This is a genomic window from Vibrio sp. 1F169, assembly GCF_041439605.1.
Lineage (GTDB): Bacteria > Pseudomonadota > Gammaproteobacteria > Enterobacterales > Vibrionaceae > Vibrio > Vibrio tasmaniensis_A.
In genome coordinates, this window is record NZ_JBGOOI010000068.1 from 1 (window position 1) to 24,939 (window position 24,939).

The 24,939-nt window shown below is 43.5% G+C and carries 17 protein-coding genes; 10 read left to right on the top strand and 7 right to left on the bottom strand.

What is annotated here, in order from left to right; genetic code table 11:
- Positions 1-150 precede the first annotated feature (150 nt).
- Both clpA and clpS read right to left on the bottom strand, forming a co-directional pair.
- Positions 151-2,424: an ATP-dependent Clp protease ATP-binding subunit ClpA gene (gene clpA, locus ACED53_RS19040; protein ID WP_012603605.1), complete on the bottom strand. Its 2,274-nt coding sequence runs from the start codon at positions 2,422-2,424 to the stop codon at positions 151-153.
- Between the two features lie 39 nt (positions 2,425-2,463).
- On the bottom strand, positions 2,464-2,784 hold the full coding sequence (gene clpS, locus ACED53_RS19045) for an ATP-dependent Clp protease adapter ClpS (RefSeq protein ID WP_009846337.1): 321 nt from the start codon (positions 2,782-2,784) through the stop codon (positions 2,464-2,466).
- A gap of 589 nt (positions 2,785-3,373) precedes the next feature.
- Here clpS and cspD point away from each other — a divergent pair.
- The gene (gene cspD, locus ACED53_RS19050; protein ID WP_009846336.1) at positions 3,374-3,595 is read left to right on the top strand and encodes a cold shock domain-containing protein CspD; all 222 of its coding nucleotides are present in this window, start codon (positions 3,374-3,376) and stop codon (positions 3,593-3,595) included.
- Between the two features lie 317 nt (positions 3,596-3,912).
- Here cspD and ACED53_RS19055 read toward each other — a convergent pair whose 3' ends face one another.
- Positions 3,913-6,138 carry an NADP-dependent isocitrate dehydrogenase gene (locus ACED53_RS19055; RefSeq protein ID WP_017099949.1) on the bottom strand — a complete coding sequence of 742 codons (2,226 nt, stop codon included), beginning with the start codon at positions 6,136-6,138 and terminating at the stop codon, positions 3,913-3,915.
- A gap of 339 nt (positions 6,139-6,477) precedes the next feature.
- Between ACED53_RS19055 and ACED53_RS19060 the strand changes: the two genes are divergently transcribed.
- Positions 6,478-7,206: a pseudouridine synthase gene (locus ACED53_RS19060; protein ID WP_017097707.1), complete on the top strand. Its 729-nt coding sequence runs from the start codon at positions 6,478-6,480 to the stop codon at positions 7,204-7,206.
- Positions 7,207-7,303: 97 nt separating this feature from the next.
- Here the strand turns inward: ACED53_RS19060 and ACED53_RS19065 are convergent, their stop codons facing one another.
- Complete coding sequence (locus tag ACED53_RS19065; protein ID WP_032499023.1) at positions 7,304-7,969, bottom strand: DUF2057 domain-containing protein; 666 nt, start codon at positions 7,967-7,969, stop codon at positions 7,304-7,306.
- A gap of 91 nt (positions 7,970-8,060) precedes the next feature.
- On the bottom strand, positions 8,061-9,050 hold the full coding sequence (locus tag ACED53_RS19070; RefSeq protein ID WP_017099951.1) for a porin: 990 nt from the start codon (positions 9,048-9,050) through the stop codon (positions 8,061-8,063).
- A 513-nt stretch (positions 9,051-9,563) separates the two neighbouring features.
- On the opposite strand from ACED53_RS19070, the gene dinG reads away from it, so the two are divergent.
- The 5 genes from dinG (at position 9,564) to ACED53_RS19095 (ending at position 14,470) form a co-directional block, all read left to right on the top strand.
- Entirely contained in the window at positions 9,564-11,639 is a 2,076-nt protein-coding gene (dinG, locus tag ACED53_RS19075; protein WP_029225374.1) for an ATP-dependent DNA helicase DinG, read from the top strand.
- Between the two features lie 128 nt (positions 11,640-11,767).
- Positions 11,768-12,547, top strand: coding sequence for a TSUP family transporter (locus ACED53_RS19080; RefSeq protein ID WP_009846330.1), 780 nt, complete (start codon positions 11,768-11,770; stop codon positions 12,545-12,547).
- 23 nt (positions 12,548-12,570) lie between these two features.
- Positions 12,571-13,119, top strand: a complete 549-nt coding sequence (locus ACED53_RS19085) for a primosomal replication protein (protein ID WP_029225375.1) — start codon at positions 12,571-12,573, stop codon at positions 13,117-13,119.
- Positions 13,109-13,279, top strand: a complete 171-nt coding sequence (rsmS, locus tag ACED53_RS19090) for a pleiotropic regulatory protein RsmS (RefSeq protein WP_009846328.1) — start codon at positions 13,109-13,111, stop codon at positions 13,277-13,279. The genes ACED53_RS19085 and rsmS overlap by 11 nt, the downstream gene beginning before the upstream one ends.
- A gap of 57 nt (positions 13,280-13,336) precedes the next feature.
- Complete coding sequence (locus ACED53_RS19095; protein WP_017102072.1) at positions 13,337-14,470, top strand: cupin domain-containing protein; 1,134 nt, start codon at positions 13,337-13,339, stop codon at positions 14,468-14,470.
- A gap of 144 nt (positions 14,471-14,614) precedes the next feature.
- Here the strand turns inward: ACED53_RS19095 and ACED53_RS19100 are convergent, their stop codons facing one another.
- Complete coding sequence (locus ACED53_RS19100) at positions 14,615-16,732, bottom strand: methyl-accepting chemotaxis protein (protein ID WP_017102071.1); 2,118 nt, start codon at positions 16,730-16,732, stop codon at positions 14,615-14,617.
- 513 nt (positions 16,733-17,245) lie between these two features.
- Between ACED53_RS19100 and emrD the strand changes: the two genes are divergently transcribed.
- From emrD to xthA, 3 genes are all read left to right on the top strand, one after another.
- The gene (gene emrD, locus ACED53_RS19105) at positions 17,246-18,451 is read left to right on the top strand and encodes a multidrug efflux MFS transporter EmrD (protein WP_029225626.1); all 1,206 of its coding nucleotides are present in this window, start codon (positions 17,246-17,248) and stop codon (positions 18,449-18,451) included.
- 331 nt (positions 18,452-18,782) lie between these two features.
- The gene (locus ACED53_RS19110) at positions 18,783-20,873 is read left to right on the top strand and encodes a S9 family peptidase (RefSeq protein ID WP_029225625.1); all 2,091 of its coding nucleotides are present in this window, start codon (positions 18,783-18,785) and stop codon (positions 20,871-20,873) included.
- A gap of 169 nt (positions 20,874-21,042) precedes the next feature.
- Positions 21,043-21,849 (top strand): exodeoxyribonuclease III, encoded by an 807-nt coding sequence (gene xthA / locus ACED53_RS19115; RefSeq protein ID WP_017102068.1) that lies wholly within the window; start codon positions 21,043-21,045, stop codon positions 21,847-21,849.
- A 136-nt stretch (positions 21,850-21,985) separates the two neighbouring features.
- Here xthA and ACED53_RS19120 read toward each other — a convergent pair whose 3' ends face one another.
- The gene (locus ACED53_RS19120; protein ID WP_017102067.1) at positions 21,986-24,721 is read right to left on the bottom strand and encodes an ImpA family metalloprotease; all 2,736 of its coding nucleotides are present in this window, start codon (positions 24,719-24,721) and stop codon (positions 21,986-21,988) included.
- Between the last annotated feature and the right edge of the window lie 218 nt (positions 24,722-24,939).

Genomic DNA, 24,939 nt, shown 5'->3' on the forward strand with positions numbered 1-24,939 from the left:
CTAGCATCTAGCATCTAGCATCTAGCATCTAGCATCTAGCATCTAGCATCTAGCAAGCATAAAAAAACGCACAACCGAAGTCATGCGTTTAATATCGTAATTAACTGTACCCAGTGCTCTTTATAAGCCGTTAGTGTTTAAGAAGTATGCCTAATGCATAACCTCTTCTTTCGCACCAACATAGATGAAATCCAGTTCGTCTTTTTTCAGAGATACTTTAACCGTACCGCCGTCAACCAAACTTCCGAACAGCAACTCATTAGCAAGAGGCTTTTTAAGCTTCTCTTGAATCACACGTCCCATCGGACGAGCGCCCATGGTCTTGTCATAGCCTCTTTCAGCTAACCAATGACGAGCATCCTCAGAAACCTCTAAAGATACACCACGAGCGTCCAGTTGGACCTGAAGCTCAACAATAAACTTATCAACAACTTGACTGATCACACTTGGATCAAGGCTGTTGAACCAGATGATATTATCAAGACGGTTACGGAACTCAGGAGTAAATACCTTCTTGATTTCACTCATTGCGTCTGGCGCATGATCTTGTTGGATCAAACCGATCGATTTCTTCTCGGTTTCTGCAACACCAGCGTTGGTCGTCATCACTAGGATCACATTGCGGAAATCTGCTTTGCGACCGTTGTTGTCGGTTAGCGTACCGTTGTCCATCACCTGTAATAACAAGTTAAAGATATCTGGGTGTGCCTTCTCGATCTCATCAAGTAGCACAACAGAGTGTGGGTTCTTGATAACAGCATCGGTTAGCAGACCACCTTGATCATAACCAACATAACCAGGAGGCGCACCGATCAAGCGGCTTACCGAGTGACGCTCACCGTACTCAGACATATCAAAGCGCAGAAGCTCAATACCCATCAATTTAGACAGTTGAACAGTCACCTCTGTTTTACCGACACCAGTAGGGCCAGCAAACAAGAATGAACCAACAGGTTTATTGTCTGCTCCCAATCCTGCACGAGTTAGCTTGATCGCTTCGCTCAATACATCGATCGCTGGGTCTTGTCCGAATACCAACATTTTCATGCGGTCATCCAGTTTCTGCAGCGTATCTTTGTCTGAAGACGATACTGACTTCTCAGGAATACGCGCCATTTTCGCAACCATTGACTCAATATCAGCCACGCTCACTGTCTTCTTACGACGACTTGCTGGCGCCAAACGACTACGAGCACCCGCTTCATCGATAACGTCAATCGCCTTATCTGGAAGGTGACGTTCATTAATATACTTAGCAGACAACTCCACAGCGGCACGTAACGCTTTGTTGGTGTAACGTACTTCGTGGTGAGCTTCGTATTTTGGCTTCAAGCCAATCAGAATTTTGGTTGTATCATCTAGCGATGGTTCAACAATATCAATTTTCTGGAAGCGACGAGATAAAGCACGCTCCTTCTCAAAAATACTGCTGTACTCTTGGTAAGTGGTTGAGCCAATACAACGTAATTTACCGCTGCTTAATAGCGGTTTAATTAGGTTTGCCGCATCCACCTGACCACCCGATGCTGCACCCGCACCAATAATGGTATGGATCTCATCGATGAACAGGATAGCGTCTTCTTCTTTCTCGAGTTGCTTCAGAATCGCTTTAAAGCGCTTCTCAAAGTCACCACGATATTTCGTTCCCGCAAGCAATGAACCAATATCCAAAGAGTAAATCACACTGCTCTGAATAATTTCAGGGACTTGGCCTTCAACGATGCGCCATGCAAGACCTTCAGCGATAGCAGTTTTACCCACACCCGCCTCTCCCACTAATAGAGGGTTATTCTTACGACGACGACACAGAACTTGAACGGTACGTTCTAGCTCTTTGTCACGACCGATTAGTGGGTCAATATTACCTTGCTTCGCTACTTCGTTAAGGTTGGTCGCAAAATTTTCTAGACGATCTTCTGAGTTAGCTTCTTCGGCATTCTCTGCACCACCAAATGAATCAGGAGATGAACCGCTATCGCCTTCATTGCTGCCTTTGGTAATACCGTGTGAAATAAAATTCACTATGTCTAAGCGGCTGATGTCGTTTTTCTTAAGAAGATACGCCGCGTGAGATTCTTGCTCACTAAAAATAGCCACAAGTACATTTGCACCTGTTACTTCGCTGCGACCTGAAGATTGAACATGAAAAACAGCGCGCTGAAGTACTCGTTGAAAGCTCAGCGTGGGCTGGGTTTCACGAGTCTCGTCGCTTTCAGGGATGAGTGGGGTCGTTTGGTCGATAAAAATATCGAGCTCATTGCGAAGAGCATCGAGATCAGCCTGACAAGCTTGGAGCGCTTCCTTGGCCGCATCATTTTCTAATAATGCTAGTAGGAGGTGTTCGACAGTCATGAATTCATGTCGCTTGTCTCGCGCACGAGAAAATGCGCCATTTAAACTCGTCTCTAATTCTTTATTTAGCATAAGTACCTCCTAAGGGAACAACAGTGTTGTTCGAGCAATTTACACTTGCTCCATTGTACATAGTAGCGGATGCTCATTTTCCTTTGAGTACATCGTTACCTGTGCTACCTTTGTTTCGGCTATTTCAGCACTGTATGTGCCACAAATAGCTTTACCTTCATAATGAACCTTGAGCATCACTTCCGTTGCTTTTTCGATATCTAGTGAGAAAAATCGCTCTAGGATCTCGATTACAAAGTCCATAGGCGTGTAGTCATCGTTATGTAATACAACGTTATACATTGCCGGTGGCTTTACTTTCGTTCTCTCTTTCTCCAGTAAATCTGAGCCTGGAGATGCCCATTCAAAGTTTCTGCTCATATTAGCTTTGCTAAGGGTTATTTTTCGGAAGTCGTGAATGTTTAGTTAACTCAAATTTACCACATTCACGCATTACGGTGTACTAAGAAACTGCACCAAGAAACAGTACCAAAAAATATTCCTCTATACTGAGCCTAATCCACCATTTCCATCGCTGCAAATAAAAGATCTCGATTAACAGGATTAACATATGTGATTGATTAAAAAGACACCACAACTATTGATGGTGACGATAAGATCGTCGTTAAGTTACTATTTAGTTAATAGTATGTCGTCAATCTCGAATGTGATTTGTTATTAAAATTGATCATTTTTATACCAATTTGCTATTGACTGTACTCAATCATTAGCTACATTGGAGCTAAAAGGTTTTTCTGATACAACTTCGTAACACGATTCTAAACCTAGTAATAAGCGTTAAAAATTTATAATAAGGAATAATTACGCAGGGTAGCGTTAATTTCCGTAAGCAATGTATGAGATTCAAGCTATCAGCTGAAATTGTTTAGTTGATAGGAATAATATCAATCGAGCTTACATTGATTTGATATAACAACGTTAGTAACAAAATGCATGAGGGATGTATAGCATGGCTACAGGTACAGTAAAATGGTTTAACAATGCCAAAGGGTTTGGCTTTATTTGTCCAGAAGGTGAAGATGGCGATATTTTCGCGCACTACTCCACAATACAAATGGAAGGTTATCGAACCTTAAAGGCAGGTCAACAGGTCGATTATGAAGTAGAAAGTGGACCTAAAGGCTCCCATGCTAGCTCCGTTGTTCCTGTAGAAGGCAGCGCCGTAAAATAGGCGATTGCCAAACATGTAGACCTCTATCAGTCTTAATAAACGACTGTCAGGTAAGCAGAACATTGAAACCGCTCATTTGATACCTGTAATACAGGCTTAAATGGGCGGTTTTTCGATCTGAGAGCTAAAAGCTATTCACAGTACAATTTGTCCGAGAGATCCCTTTAGCTAGGCCTATAAAGCATTGTGAATAAAAAAGACGCTTTAACGTTATCGTTAAAGCGTCTTTCGTTTTGACTTTATCTGTGACTTAACTGCCAGACCAAGCAACTCGTTAGTAAATCATGTTCATGACTTACTAACGATGAGTCCAATCACTATGCGTCAATAAATGCGTTTAGCGTTGAGCTTGGGCGCATTAGTGATGAAACCAATGCATCATCAAGTAGGTAATAACCACCTAAGTCGCCAGCTGGACCTTGAGCGTTATTCAGCTCAGCAACAATAGCTTCTTCACTTTCAGCCAATTGAGTTGCAACACCTGCGAACTCAGCAGCAAGGTCAGCATCAACCGTTTGCTCAGCCAGAGCTTTCGCCCAGTATGCTGCAAGGTAGTAGTGGCTACCACGGTTATCAAGCTCACCCACTCGACGTGAAGGAGACTTGTTGTTATCTAGGAATTCACCCGTCGCTTTATCAAGCGCGTCAGCGAGAACTTGTGCCTTAGCATTCCCCGTTACTACGCTTAGGTGCTCTAGAGATGCCGCTAGTGCCAAGAACTCACCAAGAGAGTCCCAACGCAGGTGGTTTTCTTTCTCTACTTGTTGAACATGCTTAGGCGCAGAACCGCCAGCACCTGTTTCAAACAGGCCGCCACCGTTCATAAGTGGAACAATCGATAGCATTTTAGCTGACGTACCAAGCTCTAGAATCGGGAACAAATCCGTTAGGTAATCACGTAATACGTTACCTGTAACCGAAATAGTATCTAGGCCTTCTTTGATACGAACCAGTGAGTACTGAGTTGCTTCTAAAGGAGCAAGGATCTTAATTTCAAGACCATCGGTATCATATTCAGGAAGGTAAGCGTCAACTTTCTTAATAAGCTGAGCATCATGCGCACGAGACGCGTCTAGCCAGAATACTGCAGGAACACCCGAAGCACGAGCTCGAGTTACCGCTAGCTTAACCCAGTCTTGAATTGGTGCATCTTTAACCTGACACATACGGAAGATATCGCCTTCCTCTACGTCTTGCTCTAGAAGCACAGCGCCTGAAGCGTCAACAACTTGAACCTGACCAGCAGCTTCAAGGATAAAAGTCTTATCGTGAGAACCGTACTCTTCCGCTTTTTGAGCCATCAAGCCAACGTTTGGTACACTACCCATTGTTGTTGGATCGAAAGCGCCGTTCTCTTTGCAGAAATCAATAACTGCTTGGTAGATGCTTGCGTAGCTGCGATCAGGGATCATAGCTTTCGTGTCTTTCTGCTTACCTTCTGGATCCCACATTTGACCTGAAGAACGCAGCATTGCAGGCATAGATGCATCAACAATGATGTCGCTTGGAACGTGTAGGTTAGTAATGCCGCGATCCGAATCAACCATAGCTAGTGGCGGTTGAGTCTCGTATACCGCTTGTAGGTCAGCTTCAATCGCTTCTTTCTGCTCTTGAGGAAGCGCAGCAATTTTTGCGTATACATCGCCGATGCCGTTGTTTACATCAACACCAAGCTCTTCGAATAGCTCACCGTGTTTAGCGAATACGTCTTTGTAGTAAACCTTAACCGCATGACCAAAGATCACTGGGTCAGATACTTTCATCATCGTCGCTTTCATGTGAAGAGAAAGCAGTACACCTTGCTCTTTAGCTGATGCAATCTCTTTCTCGAAGAACGCAACCAAAGCAGCTTTGTTCATCACTGACGCATCAATGATCTCTTTATCTTGCAATGCAAAAGCGGGCTTCAGAGTTTTCTTCGCACCATCTTTACCAACGAATTCAATGCTAACTTCTGTAGCACCTTCAATTGTTACTGACTTTTCGCTACCGAAGAAGTCTTTGTCGTCCATACTTGAAACGTGCGACTTAGAATCCGCAGACCAAGCACCCATTGAGTGTGGGTTCTTCTTCGCGTAGTTTTTAACAGAAAGTGGAGCGCGGCGATCCGAGTTACCTTCACGTAACACAGGGTTTACAGCACTGCCTTTGATTTTATCGTAAGTCGCTTTAACGGCTTTCTCTTCGTCAGTGTTTGCTTCTTCTGGGTAATTAGGAAGTGCGTAACCTTTTGACTGAAGCTCTTTGATTGTTGCTTGAAGTTGAGGAACAGATGCAGAGATGTTTGGAAGCTTGATGATGTTCGCTTCTGGTGTCTTAGCCAATTCACCAAGTTCTGCTAATGCATCACCAATACGTTGCTCTTCGTTCAGGTAGTCAGGGAAGTTGGCAATAATGCGCCCTGCAAGTGAAATGTCGCGAGTATCAACGTTAATACCAGAAGAAGCCGTAAAAGATTGAATGATAGGCAGCAGAGAGTAAGTTGCTAGCGCCGGAGCTTCGTCAGTAATGGTATAGATGATCGTTGGTTTTTCAGTAGGCATGAAATTTCCCTATAGTTCTTACAAGCTCACTTAAAGCAGTGAGAGTGTTATAAATTGACCAGTAAGCCACTCTGAGAGTGAAAACTGCTTACTCGATAGTCGTACTCTATCTTATTTTTCATGCAATCTTGATGACAGCATGAGCCAAATCCGTGAGTGCATTGTTTTAATAAAAGAGCCAGTTATAATAAAACACGAAGGTATAATTAAACAAATCAGGCTTAAGAGTCCATCAACTTGTTCTATTTTGTGTCTTTTAGGCGCGCAAATGATAGCTCAATTCCGTTTCTATGAAAACTTTTCGGCACACTTCGTTTACATTTTTGCAAGGTAGTTAACATGTCTACTCGCTCACGCAGCGCATCTCGTTCAGACAAACCGGCTCGTTCTGGTACCACATTAAAACAAAGCGGTAATAGACAGAATCAACACAGTGGCAAAAATGACACTGGCAGTTCACACAAAAAACCGCACTCCAGCAAACACCGATATAAAGGCAAAACTACCAACGCAAAGCCTAAGGTAGCACCCGAAGATCGCAAAGTGATTCTATTCAACAAACCTTTTGATACTCTCAGCCAGTTCACTGATGGCGAAGGTAGAAAAACGCTAGCGGATTTTATTCCCGTAAAAGATGTTTATGCTGCTGGTCGCTTAGATCGAGATAGTGAAGGGTTATTGGTCTTGACCAATGATGGCATCTTTCAAGCTAAGTTGACTCAGCCGAACTCAAAATCGACCAAGACTTACTGGGTGCAGGTTGAAGGTGCGCCTTCTGAGAAAGATTTAGATAAATTGAGAAAAGGTGTTGAGCTAAAAGATGGTATGACATTGCCTGCAGAAGTAGAAGTGATGCAAGAACCTCAGGTTTGGGAAAGAACTCCTCCTGTGCGCTTCAGAGCGGCGATACCAACAACATGGTTAGCGATTACCATCATCGAAGGACGTAACCGTCAGGTAAGACGAATGACGGCAAACATAGGCTTCCCTACCCTGCGTCTAATCCGCTACTCAATGGGCAATATGAACGTGGGTCAGCTTCAGCCAGGTGAATGGAAAGAGATTTAGCTGTTACTGATACAGAAGAAGTATCGATACAGAAAAGTACCAATATAGCAAAAGCGAGACTCTTATTAGTCTCGCTTTTTTTGTAGATGAAGATTGATTACTCTTGGTCAATCATCCATTTACGGAATTCTTTGCGTTCTTGCTTAGAAGCTTTGATATACCAAGCCTGCAATTGCTCAACATTCTGAGTCTCAGCCAGTTTCACTGGTTTCTGAGCTTTGCCACTTGTCTGTGCTGTCGTATTACCTACCACAGATGCTAATACTACCGCTTCCGCTGGCTTATCAAGTAACACGCCATCTTTGAAGTATACTGCCTTACTTGCATTGTGCTCAGCCAGTCGAGACTCTAGCCCACCAAACGGTGCAAAACCAGGCTTACGTTCAATGACATCCTGTTGATATTTAATGGCGACATCATCCTGCAAAACTACCCATGATGGGTTCACAGCTTCAAAGATCTTCTCAGCTTCCATATAGCTACGTACTTTTGGAGACTTAATTTCAACCTCTTCACCAGTAACATCAAAATTCAATACATAAGGTGCCGAAGAATAAACACCGCTGTTACCAAACTTTTTATCAAAGCGAACTAAAACCTGGTTAAAACCCTCATTAATTTGGTTTTCACTGATTTTATTTTGAGCAGCTTGACCATTAATGTACAGAATTGATACGCCTTTCTGAGGCGTTAGAGTTGCCGCACTTACACTGCCAAAAACGCTTGTAAGTAAGCCCAAAGCTAACAGTACTTTCTTCATCATGTCTCTCTTTAAAATCTAATAAAGTGTTCTTTATCCTAACAAAAAAGCCACCCTAAGGTGGCTTTTTTTCTAAAACTCGATTACGAGGTCATTAGAATGATGCTTCAACACCAATTGCTAGACCAGTATCTGTTTTGTAGAACTTTTCACCTTTGTCGTTAACACGTTTTGAATCGTAATCGATACCACCAACTTCCGCGTACACTTTAGTGTTTGGTGCAACTGCGTAGGTAGAGTTAACGAACCAACGATCTTCGTCTTTAACATCTTGATCGTGGTCACCAATTGAGTAACCAGTGTTGAAGCCCCAAAGGCCCATAGTGTAGCCAGCAGCGAATGCGATTACTGAGTTGTCATCGTTAGCTGCATCAGAAGTTGTTCCGTAGTAAGCTGTAGACAGGTAAACATTCTCGATACCAGAGAATACTAGCTCAGCACCGTAACCTTGATGGTCGTCTTTTACTTTACTTGTAGCGCTAGCATCAAAATTAGCAACGAATGCAGAAACATCGAATTCAGCAAAACGGTAACCCATACGAGCATCGAAGTACTCAGTATTTCCACCTTCAACACCGTCAGCTTTTAGTTTGTCTTGAACGTAACCTAGAGTTGCGTAAAGAGCGCCATTATCGTAGTCGTAACGAATAGCTTCGTCAGCACATTCTTGAGTTGCGTTGTCTAGAAGTTTAGAGATGCCGTAAGCTTCATCTTTACCGATACCTAGATCATCAACAGCAGTACATAGGCGACCAAATTTAATTGAACCTAGAGTGTTGTGGTATGCCGCAACGTATGTATCACCGTTTTCAGTATTCGTAGCGTTTGCGTTATGAGAACCGTTGAATTCCCAGTAAGCGCCAACTTTCCACTCGTCATTTACCATGTACTTGATATCAAAACCGAAGTCAGCGTCTTCGATTTTTTGTTCCATTGAAGAACCTTTTGTGAATTCGTTGCTGTATACAACTTCGATGTCACCTTTAAGATCAACAGAAACGCCGTCTTGGTTGTAAATTTCGATTGCTGCGTTTGCAGAACCAGCTGCTGTCATAACTGCTAGAGCTAATAGAGTCTTTTTCATAATAAATCCACTGCCTTTTCTAAGAATGGGAGATCCTTGCCCGGTTCCCTTTTATTTTTTATGACTGGTCATTACTACTCTTTGGTAGTTAATCACCGCCACTAAATTTCGTGGTCTAGATTGCAAAAGATTATCCTGCGTGTCAAATAAACTAAAAACAAACCTAAAAAAAACAAAAATACATAAAAATCATAGGTTTACATTTTTTTTCATCATTTTACGAGCAACTTACCCTTAAATTTAAAGGGAAATATAATAGCCCAAATAAAGAACAACTCAGTATAATGCTCCACTCATTTAGGTTTAAATCGCGATTCACAGAATTTAACGCCTGCATGGTGCGATTTTTTAATATATATATTTCGTAACATAAATAAAATCGTTAAGTTCCTGAAGGTTCAGTTTTTTTTTGTGAACGAGATCTACCTTTGATTCAAAAGCAAGCTATTTTGCGGTAAATGTACCGACTAGTGATATGTGCTACTATCCTCGCTCCGTTACGTAGGTCACAGTATGCTAACTACTAAAATTCAAAATTCTATACGCACCAGTTATCAAAACCTCCAAGATCAGTTGGATAACTTTGTACCTCGACGTGCTCAAAATTACCTTGTTGCAGAAATAGCGAAGACACTTTGTGGTCAATACCACAAAAGTAATCGCATGATTGTTGCTGAAGCAGGTACCGGGATCGGGAAGTCACTGGCTTATTTAATGGCAACAATTCCTGTCGCCGTGCTCAACAATCGTAAAATCGTCATTTCAACAGCGACCGTTGCGCTACAAGAACAACTCATCAATAAAGATCTCCCTCTATATAGACGACTTACTGATAGAGAGTTTTCTTTCATCTTAGCGAAAGGAAGACAGCGTTATTGTTGTACAGAGAAGTTGGCCGCTGCGTGTGGGGTTGATGGTGGTCAAATGGCCATGTTCGAGTCCAAACCAAAAAAGAAAGACATCGAGCAACTGCAAACCATGTACCGCAGCCTCACCCAAGGTAAATGGGATGGCGACCGTGATTCGTGGCCAAAACCTATCGACAACATGATTTGGCAGATGATTGTCAGTGATAAGCACAGCTGTAACAACAGTATGCCTACGCACAGAGACTGCCCTTTCCAAAAAGCACGTTCAGAGCTAGATAAAGCAGACGTGATTATCGCCAATCACAGTTTAGTGATGGCTGATGCGGACCTAGGCGGCGGTGTGATACTGCCAGAACCAGAAAATAGCATCTATATATTTGATGAAGCTCACCACTTGCCACACGTAGCGAGAGATCACTCCTCTGCTGCCGCAAGCTTAAAAGGTGCTGCCTCTTGGTTAGAGCGTTTGAATCAATCGATCACTAAGCTTTCGGGGCTAGCAGACGAAAAGCGTGTCCATCGATTTAGAAATGAGTTGCAAGACTCAGTACAACAACTGATCCCGACTCTGACTCAAATGAGCAAACAGTTTGACGCTAACCACTTTGAAGATGGCTTGTATCGCTTCGAGCATGGCGACTTACCTGAATGGTTAGAAAGTGAATCGAAAGATCTCAAGCAATTAACGCAAAAGGCGAGCCAAGCCGTAGCAAAAATTGCCGACTTGATTGCAGAACGAGTTAAAGACGGAGAGCTTTCAGCAAAGCTTGCAGAGCCTGCGCTTGCAGAAATTGGCTTTTATATACAAAGAACAGAAAACCTTGCTCAAGTTTGGCGATTAATGGCTGAACCTAAGAGAGAAAAAGGGGCGCCTTTGGCTCGTTGGCTTGAATTAAGCAAAGAAAGCGAGGGGGACTTTGTAGTTAATGTCTCACCATTAGAAGTCGGTTGGCAACTGGACCAACAGATTTGGAGTCGTTGCGTTGGTGCAGTGTTAGTATCTGCGACCATGAGAGCACTCAACTCTTTCAGCTTTTTTTGTCATCAATCAGGTATCAGCCAAAAAGCAGAAGATGGCGTACAATTTCTTGCTTTGGCATCGCCGTTTGATTATCAGAACCAAGCTGAATTAGTGGTACCTGCAATGAAGTACGAACCACAAGCACCTCAGTTTACCGAATATCTTATTGAAATTTTGCCTAAGGTAATAGAAGACAACAAAGCCAATCTCATTCTATTCTCTTCTTATTGGCAAATGAACCAAGTGGCCGAGGCTTTGGCAACAGATTTCGTTAAAAAGTCGTGGGCGTTACAGGTTCAAGGGGATACCTCACGAACTGAAATCCTAAAAAAACATAAAAAGCTCATAGACCAAGGTAAAACCAGCGTTCTTTTTGGAACGGGTAGCTTTTCTGAAGGTCTTGATCTGCCTGGCGAGCTGCTTGAAAACCTTGTTATTACCAAGATCCCTTTTGGTGTTCCTACCTCTCCTGTAGAGCGGGCACATTCAGAATATATTGAATCTCGTGGCGGTAATCCTTTTATGCAGATTACTGTTCCAGAAGCGAGTAAAAAGCTTATTCAATCTGTGGGTAGATTGCTGCGTAAAGAACGAGATTCTGGTAAAGTCACGATCCTTGATAGACGCATAGTCACGAAGCGATACGGAAAGTCCCTACTCGATTCGCTACCGCCTTTTAAAAGAACAATAAAATACTAATTTTCCTACCCTCGTGGTAGTTATGGGCCTGCCATCGCTAGGCCCTTGCATTCACAACCCAGCATGACTAATCCCTCGATTCTTCATGTGGCTGCCCGAACGGCCGATAACGAGAACACTAGCTATTTATGGAAATGATTGAGCCAACCATGTTGGTCATACTTGCCTTGGTTGCATTTGCTGCAGGCTTTATTGATGCTGTCGCCGGTGGCGGAGGGATGTTAACTGTACCAGCTTTGCTATCGCTTGGTTTACCGCCACACATTGCACTCGGCACTAATAAGCTGGCCGCAACATTCGCCTCATCAACAGCCGCTTTTACTTACTATCGCAAGAAGCTGTTCAAACCTGAATGTTGGGTCAATGCTTTCATATCTACTTTAATAGGTGCAACAATCGGCACCCTGACTGTTGATGCCATAAGCACAGAGTGGTTAGAGAAGGTATTACCGCTAGTCATTCTTGCAGCAGCGGTCTATACCATTTTTCACAAAACTCCAGATGTGAGCCATAATGTGTCTCCTAAACCGTGCCCAGTACTTAAGAGAAAGCAAAAGTACCAAGGATTCATTCTCGGCTTTTATGATGGTGTTGCTGGTCCAGGAACCGGTGCTTTTTGGACTGTGAGCTCGATGGCGCTTTATCGTCTCAATATCTTACTTGCTTCTGGTCTATCTAAAGCCATGAACTTTACCAGTAACTTTACGTCTTTGGTGACCTTCGCGATTCTCGGTCATATTGATTGGGTTCTTGGTTTAACCATGGGGCTTTGTTTGATGGCTGGTGCATTTGTTGGGGCACATTCTGCTATTCGTTTCGGTGCTACATTTATACGACCTGTTTTTGTTACTGTTGTAAGCGTACTTGCGATTAAGCTGGCTTACGAAGCTTGGTTTGTAACCTTATAGCCCAGTCGCCCAAGGTAAGTAAAATGAATCATTTCTCTAAATTAAAAAGCGTCATTGATACCTTAATTGGCCATTGCTCGCAGGTTGATAAATCTCGAGGGGCTTATCATCAAGCCTTGTTTGATAGAACCTTGTTTAAGTGCAGCTCTTCTATTTTACTGCCCTACGCACTCGAAGCTCAGACAACGTACCGCACCATATTGCAAGAGCAGGCCAATAATCAGCTCACTGCATCTCGCGCGACTTACCTGACAGAAAAACTCACTAATCAGATAGCTGCAATCCAAAGAGAACTAGCCAATCATGATTTAAGGTTAGATCGGAAAAGTAAGTCAGGGAAAAACCTTAACGACCTATATAACGAACTCGCTCAGCATCAAGATTGGCAAAAACGATTGGTCGATTTAGTACGAATACGCAAGTTAGCGTTTGAATCTGCGCCTCGCCACAGTAAGAAAAAAGCGGATGAGGCTTGGCAATTAGCAAAAGAACGATTAGAACGCTGCGAAGAGTCAATGAAAAATATTGAGAGACTGATTAACTTAGAGAACCCCAAGCGAAATGAACACTGATAACCCATCATCACCACTGGATAATGCCCCAGAAGAAGTTAAGTTAGCTGTCGACCTGATCTATCTGCTCGAAAGCAACGAAATCGACCCAAAGGTTGCGTTAGAAGCAATTAAGATTGTCCAACAAGATTTACAAGCCAAACTAGCATCTAGCATCTAGCATTTAGCATTTAGCATTTAGCATTTAGCATTTAGCATAAAAACATACAGGATTCACATGTACCAACTTAGCTTTTCTATGCCCGAGTTTCTTGAAAACTACTGGCATAAAAAACCAACCATCTTGAAAGGTGGCTTCCAAAATTTCATCGACCCAATTTCGCCGGAAGAACTTGCTGGTTTATCGATGGAAGAAGAAGTGGATTCTCGCTTTGTCTCTAACCTCAACAACCAATGGACTGCAGAACATGGTCCATTCTCAGAAGAGAAGTTTGGCGAACTCACTGAAACACATTGGCAATTGATCGTTCAAGCGGCTAACCACTGGCATCAGGGTGCCAATCAGCTGACTGAAGCGTTCCAAGCGTTACCAAACTGGTTATTCGACGATCTAATGATCTGCTATTCAGCACCAGAAGGTGGCGTAGGCCCCCATATTGATCAATACGATGTATTCATCATTCAAGGCCAAGGTAAACGCCAGTGGAAAGTCGGCGCAAAAGATATTGGCCAATACAAAGAGACCGTTCAAGCTTCTGCACTTCGTCAAATCAAAGGTTTTGACCCGATCATTGATGAAACTTTAGAGCCAGGCGATATCCTTTATATCCCACCAGGTTTCCCGCATGAAGGGAACACTTTAGAGCCGTCAATGAGCTACTCTATTGGCTACCGCTCCCCTAAAGAACAAGAGCTGATCAGCAACTTTGCCGACTTTGTACTTGCTCATGATATGGGTGATGTTCACCTGCATGATCCAGAGTTCAAAACGCAAGAAGGCTACGGCAAAATTCGTTCATCGGATTTAAGCAATCTCACTGACATGTTGAAATCTGCACTAGAGCAACCTGAAACCATCAGTGAATTCATGGGGTGTCTGCTAAGCCAATCACGCCACCAGCTAGATATCGTCGCTCCTGATCCATTATGGACAGAAGAAGAGATCGCCCAACACTTAGAGTCAGAAGGCGAGATCTGTCGAGTATCGGGGTTAAAGGCGCTATACCATGAGAATGAAAGCAACACAGCTTACATCAATGGAGAAGTCGTTAAAGTTGAACAGGCTGATTCTTCGCTACTAAACGTACTGTGTGATGATTCGGTAATTAACTCAACAACTAATCTTTCTCCTTCAGGTGTAACCGTCGTGACGGAATTGGTGAATAAAGGTTACTGGTTTATCGAAGACTAACTTCGTTAATCGGTTTCGCGGATATCGCCAAGCCCTAGAGCGTTAGAACCCAAGAAAAATAAAAGGGACAAATGAAATTTTCATTTGTCCCTTTTTCTATTCAATTGTTAACTAAGCTTAAAAGCTATACAGTGAACAACTAGACTAAACCTTGAACTGATTAACCAATTTCTGCTGCTGTTGGGACAGTTGGTCAATTTCGCTACCCACTTGTTCAGAAGCTGCGGCTTGATCCAAGATCTTCGCACTCAAATCACGGATATTAACGACACTTTGGTTCACTTCACCGGAAACCGATTGTTGCTCTTCTGCCGCTCTCACGATCTGGTTGTTCATATCACTGATCGCTTCTATAGAAGTAAAGATCGAACCCAGATCTTCGACCGCTTTTTGAACATGTAATGCCGTGTCGTTAGCGAGAATATTACCTTCTTGTATCGCTTCAACGACATCTTGAGTGCCCGCGTGGACTTTGTCGATCACCGCTCTGATTTCACCAACCGATGACTGTGTGCGGCTTGCGAGATTTCTTACCTCATCAGCAACGACGGCAAAACCTCGACCTTGCTCACCTGCACGAGCCGCTTCAATCGCGGCATTCAATGCCAGTAAGTTGGTTTGCTCAGAGATCCCTTCAATCACACTTAAGATCTCAGTGATGTTACCGTTATTTTTAGCCAACTCTTCAACAATAGGCACGGCGCTCGACATACGATCCACCAGCTTTCTCATTTCACCGGCAGAAAGTTCGATAACCTGTTGGCCTTGCTGAGCAGAACGATTCGCTTCACAAGCGGCATCAACGGCTATTTCAGCATTTTGTACCACTAAGCCCGAAGTCTGAGTCATCTCTTCTGCCGCGGTCGCCACAAGATCCACTTCTTTAAACTGAGACTCACTACTTTCACGAGTACTTGATGCCGAGGCCTTCGCTTGGCTTGTCGTGCTCGCCACTTGCTCAGTGGTCTGAATCACCTCTTTAATCGTGTGCTGAAGCTTGTCTAAGAACAGGTTAAACCCTTGTGATAACTGACCAATTTCGTCTTGAGATTTCACTTCCAAACGCTGAGTCAAATCACCTTCACCAGAAGCAATATCATTGAGCCTTTCAACTACCTGTCGGATAGGCTTAACAATAGACAATGAAGAAAACGCGATAATAGCTAAACCAAAAAGAATAAAGATGACGCCTGCAATCACTTCCGTTTGGATGCCTTCGCTTACTTTAGTACTAATGATTGAATCCAATCGGTTAGCATCGGCAACCACGCTCTCACGCGGGATCTCAAACAGCACGCCCCAAGTTTGGTTTGCCGCGGTAACAGGAGCAAATGCGAGTAACCACTCACCATTCTCACTCCATTGAGTCGTCACTTCGCCACCGAAGATAAAGTCGGTCATTAAATCACTGTTGGTATTGTCACTTTGAAAGACCGAGCCGACGGCAATACTTGAGTCATCTGAAGCAATAACCGAACCGTCTAGGCTGACAACATAAACGGCACCAGCGCCATCAAATAAGCTTTGATCTGATTGCGTGACCACACTGGTCAAGCCATCTAGCCTTAGGTCAATACCTAAGAAGCCAATCGCCACATCATCAACGATGATAGGCACCGAAATCGAAGACGTAAGCAGTTCTTGACCACCGCTACTCACAACTCTTGGCGTACTAATACACGTTTGTCCAGATGACAAAGGACAGAAAAAGCGTTCGCTATTGCTGTTATCACTCAATGTTGATTCTGATAACACGTTTGGAAGAACATTCTCACCATTATCTGCGACCTTCCAATAAGGAGCAAAACGCCCTCTTTCATTCGAGCCGACATAATCCGCATCGACATAATTCGCATCTTCAGCATCAAGTAAATCGGGCTTGAAGACTAGGTAAGCCCCTTGAATAGAATCAAAGTTCAAAACGGAACGACGAACCATTTCATCTAACGCAGTACGAAGCTCTTCACTTGGGGTAAAGTTTTCGTCTGCGTTGTTCTTTAGAAACTGAGCACTAGAAGCCAACATTTCTGCTCGATAAATAGCTTCATCGACATAACGTTGAGTTTCCTGAGCATTAAGCTGAGAAACGGATGCCAACAACTGTTGAGTTTTGTTAATCACTGATTCTGAGCTTTGAGATTTTATGACCTGTTGATTGCTCGTCGCGTTGTAGATCGAGAAACCAATGAGAGACAGTGACGTAATGATTAAACAACAACCTGCTAAGAGGGTTATTTTCCACTGTACTGATAGAGAGCGCATTTAATATCCTTATTTAAGCCAAAAGACTTCCATAACCGTAACCATCACATTAGTAACAAACTGCTATGCACAATGTGAATGAGTTAGACGAATAGCTTAGCGGATAATTACAGCACAAATTACGTGCATATAAAACGAAAGTTTATAGAAATGTTAATAAATCGTGTATTTTGTCTGTTATTGCTTTGATTTCAAGAGCTTTCAGCTTGTCAGACTTAGGCTTCTTTGTGCCTAAGCTTCCGGTCATGAATAACGCAAATTGCTTCAGAGCAGTTGCAACATTTCAAGGAAGCCTATGACTCCTTTTTATTTTATAACCTCAATAAATTCGGATTAGTTTTTATAATCCAAGCTATAGAATTTTATCTTGATCAACTTCACACTTTTTGGTTGCTAAGTAGACGCTCAATCTCTAATATCTCGCGCCTAGATTCCCAGGTTACTTTACTTATTTGGCTCTCCTTAATGGAACGCCAAGGCTTTTTACGTCCTAATTTTTGGAGAGATACGCAAATGTCCGCCACGTTTCCATTAGCGAAACTTACCTTTTTAATCGCTATCCTGACTGCCGTGGGTCAAATGACTCAAACGATGTACGTGCCTTCTATCGGTCATATGGCAGGTGAGTTCTTGGTTTCAGCATCTTCGCTTCAAGCTGTGATGGCGTGCTACCTGATCCCTTATGGTCTGTCGCAATTTGCATACGGTCCACTTTCTGATCGCCTAGGTCGCAAACCAATCATCGTCGTCGGTTTGATCATCTACATCATCGGTACTTTGGTGGCATTGTTTGCTCACGAATATGAATGGTTTTTAGCAGGTAGCTTTATACAAGGTTTGGGCATCGGTTGTGGTGGTGCGATGTCTCGTACATTGACTCGCGACTGTTTTGAAGGCGCAGAACTGCACCGCGCAAACAGCTTAATTAGCATGTGTGTGATTTTCTCACCATTGATGGCTCCTGTATTAGGTGGGTACTTAACAGAAGCTTTCGGTTGGCGTTCTAGCTACTTGTTCCTTGCGCTGTTTGGTATCGCAGTGGTGATCACCATGATGACGAGCATGATGGAAACTCTGCCAAAAGAACGACGCAAACATGAATCGGTTGCCAACAGCTACAAATTCGTTCTATCTGACAAACGTTTCCAAGGTTTCTTATTGGTATTGGTCGCAACATTTGCAGGTGTAGCGGTATTTGAAGCTGCGGCAGGTGTATTGCTTGGCGGTGTACTTGGCTTGCCTGCAACCACAGTAAGCTTGTTGTTTGTATTACCCATTCCAGGTTACTTAGTCGGTGCTGGCCTATCCAGTTACATCGCACAACGTAGCAGTGAGCGCCGCGCTCTGAATGTTGGACTAGTTGCTATCTTGGTAGGGTCTACCGTGGTGTTGATACCAGGTCTATTTGGTCAAACAACAGCATTAACTTTGATTGGCGGTGCTACGATTTACTTTTTGGGCGCTGGTATCTTATTCCCGGCGGCAACAACAGGGGCGCTTTCGCCATTCCCGTACCACGCAGGTACTGGAGGTGCGATTTTGGGTGGTATGCAAAACCTAGGTGCTGGCATCGCAACACTACTGGCCTCGTTCTTCCCAGCTCAAGACCAACTGCCGCTCGGTTGCTTGATGATTGCAATGTCATTCATCGCCATGCTTGGTTTACGTTGGGTTAATCGTAAACCTGACCATTCAAACGAAATACCATTGGCTATCTAAAGTAAACTCTACCTCAGCTCAAACAACGAAGAGGGACAGACTGAAAAGTGTGTCCCTTTTTCATTGCACGTTTTCCCCCAGCTCACATCTACCATCGATTCCATTAAACATTACTTTGATTTATTGAAAACAATAACAGACACTTACGCTGAAAGTACCAATCCAGAATCCAATTATAAATAACATCACTTGAAGAAAACTAACCACTAAAGGATGCTGGCATTAAAACGAGTAAGGTACACAATAGGATATACAGATGCGTTTCGCTTTAACCACATTAGCCGTATCGGCCGCACTTGTCGCCGGATGCAGCAATCAAGGAATAACAACCATGGACCACAACTCTCCATCGCAACTCATCGCACATCAAACCCAAGCTCCCGTAGCTAAGAAAGTCCCTCATGCAATGACGATTCATGGTGATACCCGAATCGATGATTATTACTGGATGCGTGATGATGAGCGCCAAGACCCAGAGATCTTGCAGCATCTTGAGCAAGAAAACCAGTACGCAGAGGCCGTGCTGAAACACACTGAAGCATCACAAGAACAGTTATTTGAAGAGATCAAAGGCCGAATCGCAAAAGACGACCATTCGGTTCCAGTTCGCAAAGGCAGCTACTATTACTCGAATGAAGTCACAGGTGACAACGAATACCCAGTTCACTTGCGTGAAAATGACTTTTTAGGTACAGACAAGCAAGTCATCTTAGATATTAACGAACTAGCAAAAGACCATGAATTTTTCAGTATTGGTGGCTTAACGATCAGCCCAAGCGAAAACTTGTTGGCCTATGGCGAAGACACGCTGAGCCGCCGTATTTACACCATCAAGATTAAAGACCTCACGACAGGTGAATACCTAACAGATGAAATTGAAGGGGCTTCGAGCGCGATTGCATGGCAAAACGACAACCAAGCCTTTTACTACATCAAAAAAGATCCACAAACATTACTTGGTTATCAAGTTTACCGTCACGTTTTGGGCACACCTCAGACAAGCGATGAGTTAATCTACGAAGAAACCGACAGCGCTTACTACACCTCTTTGAGCAAAAGCAAAGATGGTGAACAGGTCTACATTTGGCACTCGAGTACAGAAACTAGCGGTGTTTCAGTCATAGATGCCAACAATCCAAACGCTAAAGCTGAAGCTTTCTACCCACGAGAAACGGGTATCGAGTACAGCATCGCTAAGCTAGGTGATTGGTACTACATCTACACCAACTACCAAGCAGTCAACTTCCGTTTAATGAAAGTCACTGCTGAAGAGATGCATGACCGCTCTAAATGGGTCGATATCATTCCTGCTGACGAGAATACTCAGCTTGTTGACTTCGAGCTGTTTGATGACCATCTGGTTTACGAGCAACGTGCGAATGGCTTGTCTACTGTGAAAGTTCGTCAACTCTCAACAGGGAAAGAGTTCCCACTTGAATTTAACGACACTGCTTTTGCTGCTTACTTAACAAGTAACTATGAATTAGATAACTCAAAAGTTCGCGTCTATTACAGCAGCTTAACCACACCAGGTACTTACTATGATTTCGACCTAAGTTCAGGAGAATCCGAAGTCATGAAACAAACACCTGTATTGGGTGATTTCGAAGCGGATAACTACCAATCAGAGCGAATTATGGTAACGGCTCGCGATGGTAAGCAAGTACCTGTCTCTCTGGTTTATCGTAAAGACTTATTCAAGAAAGACGGCACTAACCCAATCTACCAATACGGCTATGGCTCTTACGGCCACACTATCGAACCAACCTTTGGCTCGGCTCGTCTCAGCTTACTTGATCGCGGATTCGTCTATGCGATCGCACATATTCGAGGTTCAGAGATGCTTGGTCGCCCTTGGTATGAGGGCGGCAAAAAGCTAACCAAGCAAAACACGTTCAACGACTTTATCGATGTGACCAAAGGGCTGGTTGAAGAAGGCTACGGCGCACAAGATAAAGTGTTCGCCGTTGGTGGTTCTGCTGGCGGTCTATTGATGGGCGCAATCATCAACCAAGCACCAGAACTGTACCGTGGCATCGGAGCACATGTTCCGTTTGTAGACGTTGTCACAACCATGCTTGACGAATCGATTCCTCTCACCACCAACGAGTATGATGAATGGGGCAACCCGAACGATAAAACCTATTACGATTACATGCTAGGTTACTCACCATATGACAATGTGAAGGATCAAAGCTACCCGAACATCTTGGTAACAACAGGCCTGCATGACTCACAAGTACAATACTTTGAACCCATGAAGTGGGTTGCGAAGCTGCGTGAAATGAAAACAGACAACAACGTGCTGCTGTTCAAAACCGATATGGAAGCCGGTCACGGTGGGGCTTCCGGTCGATTTAAGCGATTAAAAGAAGACGCACTTGAATACGCGTTCTTTTTAGACTTGCTAAAGACTCAGTAGATTCTGCGCAAAAGTGAGTATTCACACCATTTTGTCGCCATTTAGGGGCGACAAAATGGCGACAGAAATTATTAAGCATGCTTAAATACTATTAATCATGAAACCCACCAAATCAGCAAGCCCTTGAAAAGCAAGCAATCACAAGGGTTTACGAGAGGTATAAAAACAAATGAAAGTAATTAGCTTCAACATCAATGGCCTTAGAGCCCGCCTTCATCAGCTTCAGGCTATTATCGATAAGCACCAACCTGATGTGATTGGTCTACAAGAGATCAAAGTGCACGATGAAGCCTTCCCACTAGCCGATGTTGAAGCTATGGGTTACAAGGTCTACTTCCACGGTCAAAAGGCTCACTACGGTGTGGCTATGCTTTGTAAGCAAGAGCCAATTTCGGTACAAAAAGGCTTTCCTACAGACAATGAAGACCATCAAAAGCGTATGATCATGGCGACGTTTGAAGATGAAAACGGTGAGAAGGTCACTGTGCTAAATGGTTACTTCCCTCAAGGCGACAACATTAAGCATGAAACCAAATACCCGTACAAGCGCCAGTTCTACAAAGACTTAATGACGTACCTGAACGATTACCACAACAAAGATGAACAAGTGATCGTAATGGGCGACATTAATATCAGCCCTACCGATATTGATATCGGCATTGGTGAACCTAATGCGAAACGTTGGTTGAAAACCGGTAAATGTTCTTTCCAACCAGAAGAACGCGAATGGTTGAAAACATTGATGGATTGGGGCTTTGTGGACAGCTTCCGTTTACTACACCCTGAAGTGAACGATCAATACTCATGGTTTGATTACCGCTCAAAAGGCTTCGTGGACAACCGCGGCCTGCGCATTGATGTGGTACTTGCGACTCAGAAGCTTGCTGACAAGTGTACTGAAGCGGGCATCGACTACGAACTACGCGGCATCGAAAAACCGTCAGATCACGCGCCAATTTGGTCGACGTTTAAGTAGTTACTTTTAGGTAACAGAACTTAGCCATATCAAGTAGCTGGTAAATCGTGTTCACTAGGCTAACCAGAAGCGAATAACGAAAGAGAGGAGTTAATATCTCCTCTCTTTTTTCTTCGTGACTCTATCTGCCATATACCTAATTAAGCGGCCAAGCGGTCGTGCCGTCAACATCTAACGGCGTCTTAGCAAATTCATCTAAGCAATAGCCTTGATTAGACGATGCAAAATATGTCAAAGGCATGTTACTTAGACTAAGAGCTGTGACTTGTTGCTTCGCTTTATCACTGAAACTGAATCCCCACATATCTAAGTATTGCTTCATATCCCTTTCTGCTACGTAGCTTAATGCGATAAGCAACCAGTCATTGTTGGTGATGCCTTCGGCTTCTTGTTTGGTGTAATCAGAAAAACCAATCGAGCCTTTACCGTTGTTCCAAAGAGTATCACTGGCTTTCAAGCGATTAAACTCGCGTTCAATCAAGTGTAAGCGCCCTAGTAAATGCCAACCTGAATTCAATACACCTTGCTGCTCAGTCAACATCATCATTTGAATGAACATACGAGCCCCCCAACTCCAACCCGTTTGATTTTGAGCCGCCATAAAAGCGTTTGGATCTGGCTGAGTTCGGCTCTGCTGTAAAAGTTGATACTGCCCTTTAAAGTCTAGGCTTTGGCAAGACGATACCTTTGTCGTGTCTTTGTAATACTTTGATTTACTAAAATACGAATAATAGTTGGTTGTTGAGTGGCCTTCCCATCCAGCGAATCTAAAACGTCCTCTTTCCAGTCCATGACCAAGCTCGTGCAAATCACCATGCCCTAGAGGATGAAAAGACCAATAAGCATCGTAAGGGTTTCCTGAACAGCCGTAACCACAGTTCGCTTGATCGGCATTCATGTGCTTCACGACATCAATGTTCGCGATTTCCCAGCCCTTTGCCTCACCGTATTGATGTACTTCAGTAATTTCATCAATCCCAGGACCTCTAAAACCTGCAAGCGCATGAGGAAAGTTATGTACATAACGCTCAGTGGCGAGTGCCATATCATGCGGCTGCGCCCAATCTGAGGCACCGATAGACTCTTTCATCTTGTCTAGTTTAGAGTGAACTTCAAATCCGGGAGTCACCAACTCAGCCCAATCAAACTTTCCTTCTTCAAGCTGCGCGACAAAGCTATCGTTGTCCGCTTTACTTCGCCAAACAGGGTGTTGGGCAACATTTTCAAAACGGAGCTCTACATCGATATCGTTGGTATCAAAATGAACTTGTAATGTCCCGCCATAGGCAGAGGTCAGGTATATCGTTTCTCCATGTTTTACGGGGTAAGTTACCGAAGTCAAAAACTTCGGCCTTGCATAGCCGTCTTTACCCGAAAACTCATGAGTCGCACCACTACGTAGTGTGTTAAGGGCAATCGACGTTGCCACTTTGTTATTATCTAATCGCGTCACTTTGATCGTCTTACCCGGTAAGGCGTATACACCCGCCGCACGGAAGTTTCTCTTTGACTCTAAAGTAATATTCTTGCTGATGAGAGGGACATTCTTAAAGTTCTTGGTGCTGAAGTTCCCTAAACTCGGCTGTGCTGCATTATGTTGTCGAGTGTTGTATGTCGCGTAATCACTGTAATACGATCGAAGAAAGTCGATTCTATCTGTTACGTCTTTACCCATTGGGTACTTAACGTCTTGTCGGTAGCGATCAGCAAGTAGCAGTAACAGCTTTTCATATTCGTAGTTCTTGGATGCAAAGAGATCAATTTTTTTGCTATCAAGCGTCGTTAGGTGTGAACGAATACTGTTCGCTGCCTTATAGAACTCTTCATCCATGTTGGACTCATCTGGGCAAGATTTGTCATCACATAAATTTAAGTCAACAGTGAAACTATCGAGTTTCAGGCGCTGTAAAAGTGCTTGTTGTTTGACGATATTATCTGGCATACGATCAATCAGTTGCGTTGAATCCCAATTTGACAGCCCTAGCCTGCGCCAATAGTTATCACCAACATACGTCATATGCATTTCTGCAAATAGTGCGTTGCCTAAGTCCGTCATACCGCCATCAAGATGCAAGTACAGTACGGGAATCTTTTTGTTGAACGCCAAACGTAACCCCGTCATTACATCGTTAATTTCGTCACCATCATTTAACTTTTGAGACAAAATCAATAAATCAGGGTTGTTCGTTTCAATACATTGGCTTAATTTTCTGCCGTCACAGGCGTTCTCATCATTGATAACCATCGAAGGATTGATGTTGCTCGTTAGCCAGTTTCGCGTTGCTTTGTCATCAGGAAAATAATAAGACTGATCCATCTGAGCCAAGACAACATTCTTAGGTGAACTTGTGCCAGATGCCCAACCCACCAAGTTTTTCAACCACACTTCCATTTCTGCGTTGACTGAATCCGTTGAACGTTGCTTAGTTCGAAATGGGTTACTTGCTAACGCAGCGTAACGACTACCGCTCGATGTATAACCTGCAATACCAATCGCAAGCTCTTGGTCAGTATATCCACTCTGCATCGCTTTATTGGTTTTCAGGATGACATCGTTGAAGCCGTAAGTTGGGAAGATGATCGCGGCATCGTGTGTTGGATCCCAATGAAGATTGCGCAGCGGCGTGCCGTCTGAATTTTTAGACAGAGACTGTTTAATTTGACTGTAATCAGATTTGTATTGAGCAACGAGCGTTTGGCTGGCGTCAATAAACTCATTGGCATTAGATACAAGGGATGCATCTCCGGATTCAAGCGCTTTTTGTACCGCCGTTTTACTCGGAGGTTGAGCTGAATCACTAGAACCACCACATGCAGAAAGTAGTAGAGACGACGGCAGAATTAGACACAAAGATAAGATGTTTTTTTTCATTGTTATACGACACTCAAAAAAATTGGAGCAAGTGTATCTATGGGTTTAATGAAGTCAATTGATTCGACTAATGGGTTCGTAATTTATGGAGTGAACTTAACAAATACCACTTAAACTTATTAGAACCCGAACAATTGAATTGAAATTAAAAACGGCGCTACAAGAGTAATGCCGATCAGTTAAAGCCAAAGTGATCGGTTGAAGGATCCTTCCGAGCT

Excerpts from the sequence above, each read along its gene's own strand:
- clpA (WP_012603605.1), bottom strand. The coding sequence starts at position 2,424 with ATGCTAAATAAAGAATTAGAGACGAGTTTAAATGGCGCATTTTCTCGT.
- clpS (WP_009846337.1), bottom strand. The coding sequence starts at position 2,784 with ATGAGCAGAAACTTTGAATGGGCATCTCCAGGCTCAGATTTACTGGAG.
- cspD (WP_009846336.1), top strand. The coding sequence starts at position 3,374 with ATGGCTACAGGTACAGTAAAATGGTTTAACAATGCCAAAGGGTTTGGC.
- ACED53_RS19055 (WP_017099949.1), bottom strand. The coding sequence starts at position 6,138 with ATGCCTACTGAAAAACCAACGATCATCTATACCATTACTGACGAAGCT.
- ACED53_RS19060 (WP_017097707.1), top strand. The coding sequence starts at position 6,478 with ATGTCTACTCGCTCACGCAGCGCATCTCGTTCAGACAAACCGGCTCGT.
- ACED53_RS19065 (WP_032499023.1), bottom strand. The coding sequence starts at position 7,969 with ATGATGAAGAAAGTACTGTTAGCTTTGGGCTTACTTACAAGCGTTTTT.
- ACED53_RS19070 (WP_017099951.1), bottom strand. The coding sequence starts at position 9,050 with ATGAAAAAGACTCTATTAGCTCTAGCAGTTATGACAGCAGCTGGTTCT.
- dinG (WP_029225374.1), top strand. The coding sequence starts at position 9,564 with ATGCTAACTACTAAAATTCAAAATTCTATACGCACCAGTTATCAAAAC.
- ACED53_RS19080 (WP_009846330.1), top strand. The coding sequence starts at position 11,768 with ATGGAAATGATTGAGCCAACCATGTTGGTCATACTTGCCTTGGTTGCA.
- ACED53_RS19085 (WP_029225375.1), top strand. The coding sequence starts at position 12,571 with ATGAATCATTTCTCTAAATTAAAAAGCGTCATTGATACCTTAATTGGC.
- rsmS (WP_009846328.1), top strand. The coding sequence starts at position 13,109 with ATGAACACTGATAACCCATCATCACCACTGGATAATGCCCCAGAAGAA.
- ACED53_RS19095 (WP_017102072.1), top strand. The coding sequence starts at position 13,337 with ATGTACCAACTTAGCTTTTCTATGCCCGAGTTTCTTGAAAACTACTGG.
- ACED53_RS19100 (WP_017102071.1), bottom strand. The coding sequence starts at position 16,732 with ATGCGCTCTCTATCAGTACAGTGGAAAATAACCCTCTTAGCAGGTTGT.
- emrD (WP_029225626.1), top strand. The coding sequence starts at position 17,246 with ATGTCCGCCACGTTTCCATTAGCGAAACTTACCTTTTTAATCGCTATC.
- ACED53_RS19110 (WP_029225625.1), top strand. The coding sequence starts at position 18,783 with ATGGACCACAACTCTCCATCGCAACTCATCGCACATCAAACCCAAGCT.
- xthA (WP_017102068.1), top strand. The coding sequence starts at position 21,043 with ATGAAAGTAATTAGCTTCAACATCAATGGCCTTAGAGCCCGCCTTCAT.
- ACED53_RS19120 (WP_017102067.1), bottom strand. The coding sequence starts at position 24,721 with ATGAAAAAAAACATCTTATCTTTGTGTCTAATTCTGCCGTCGTCTCTA.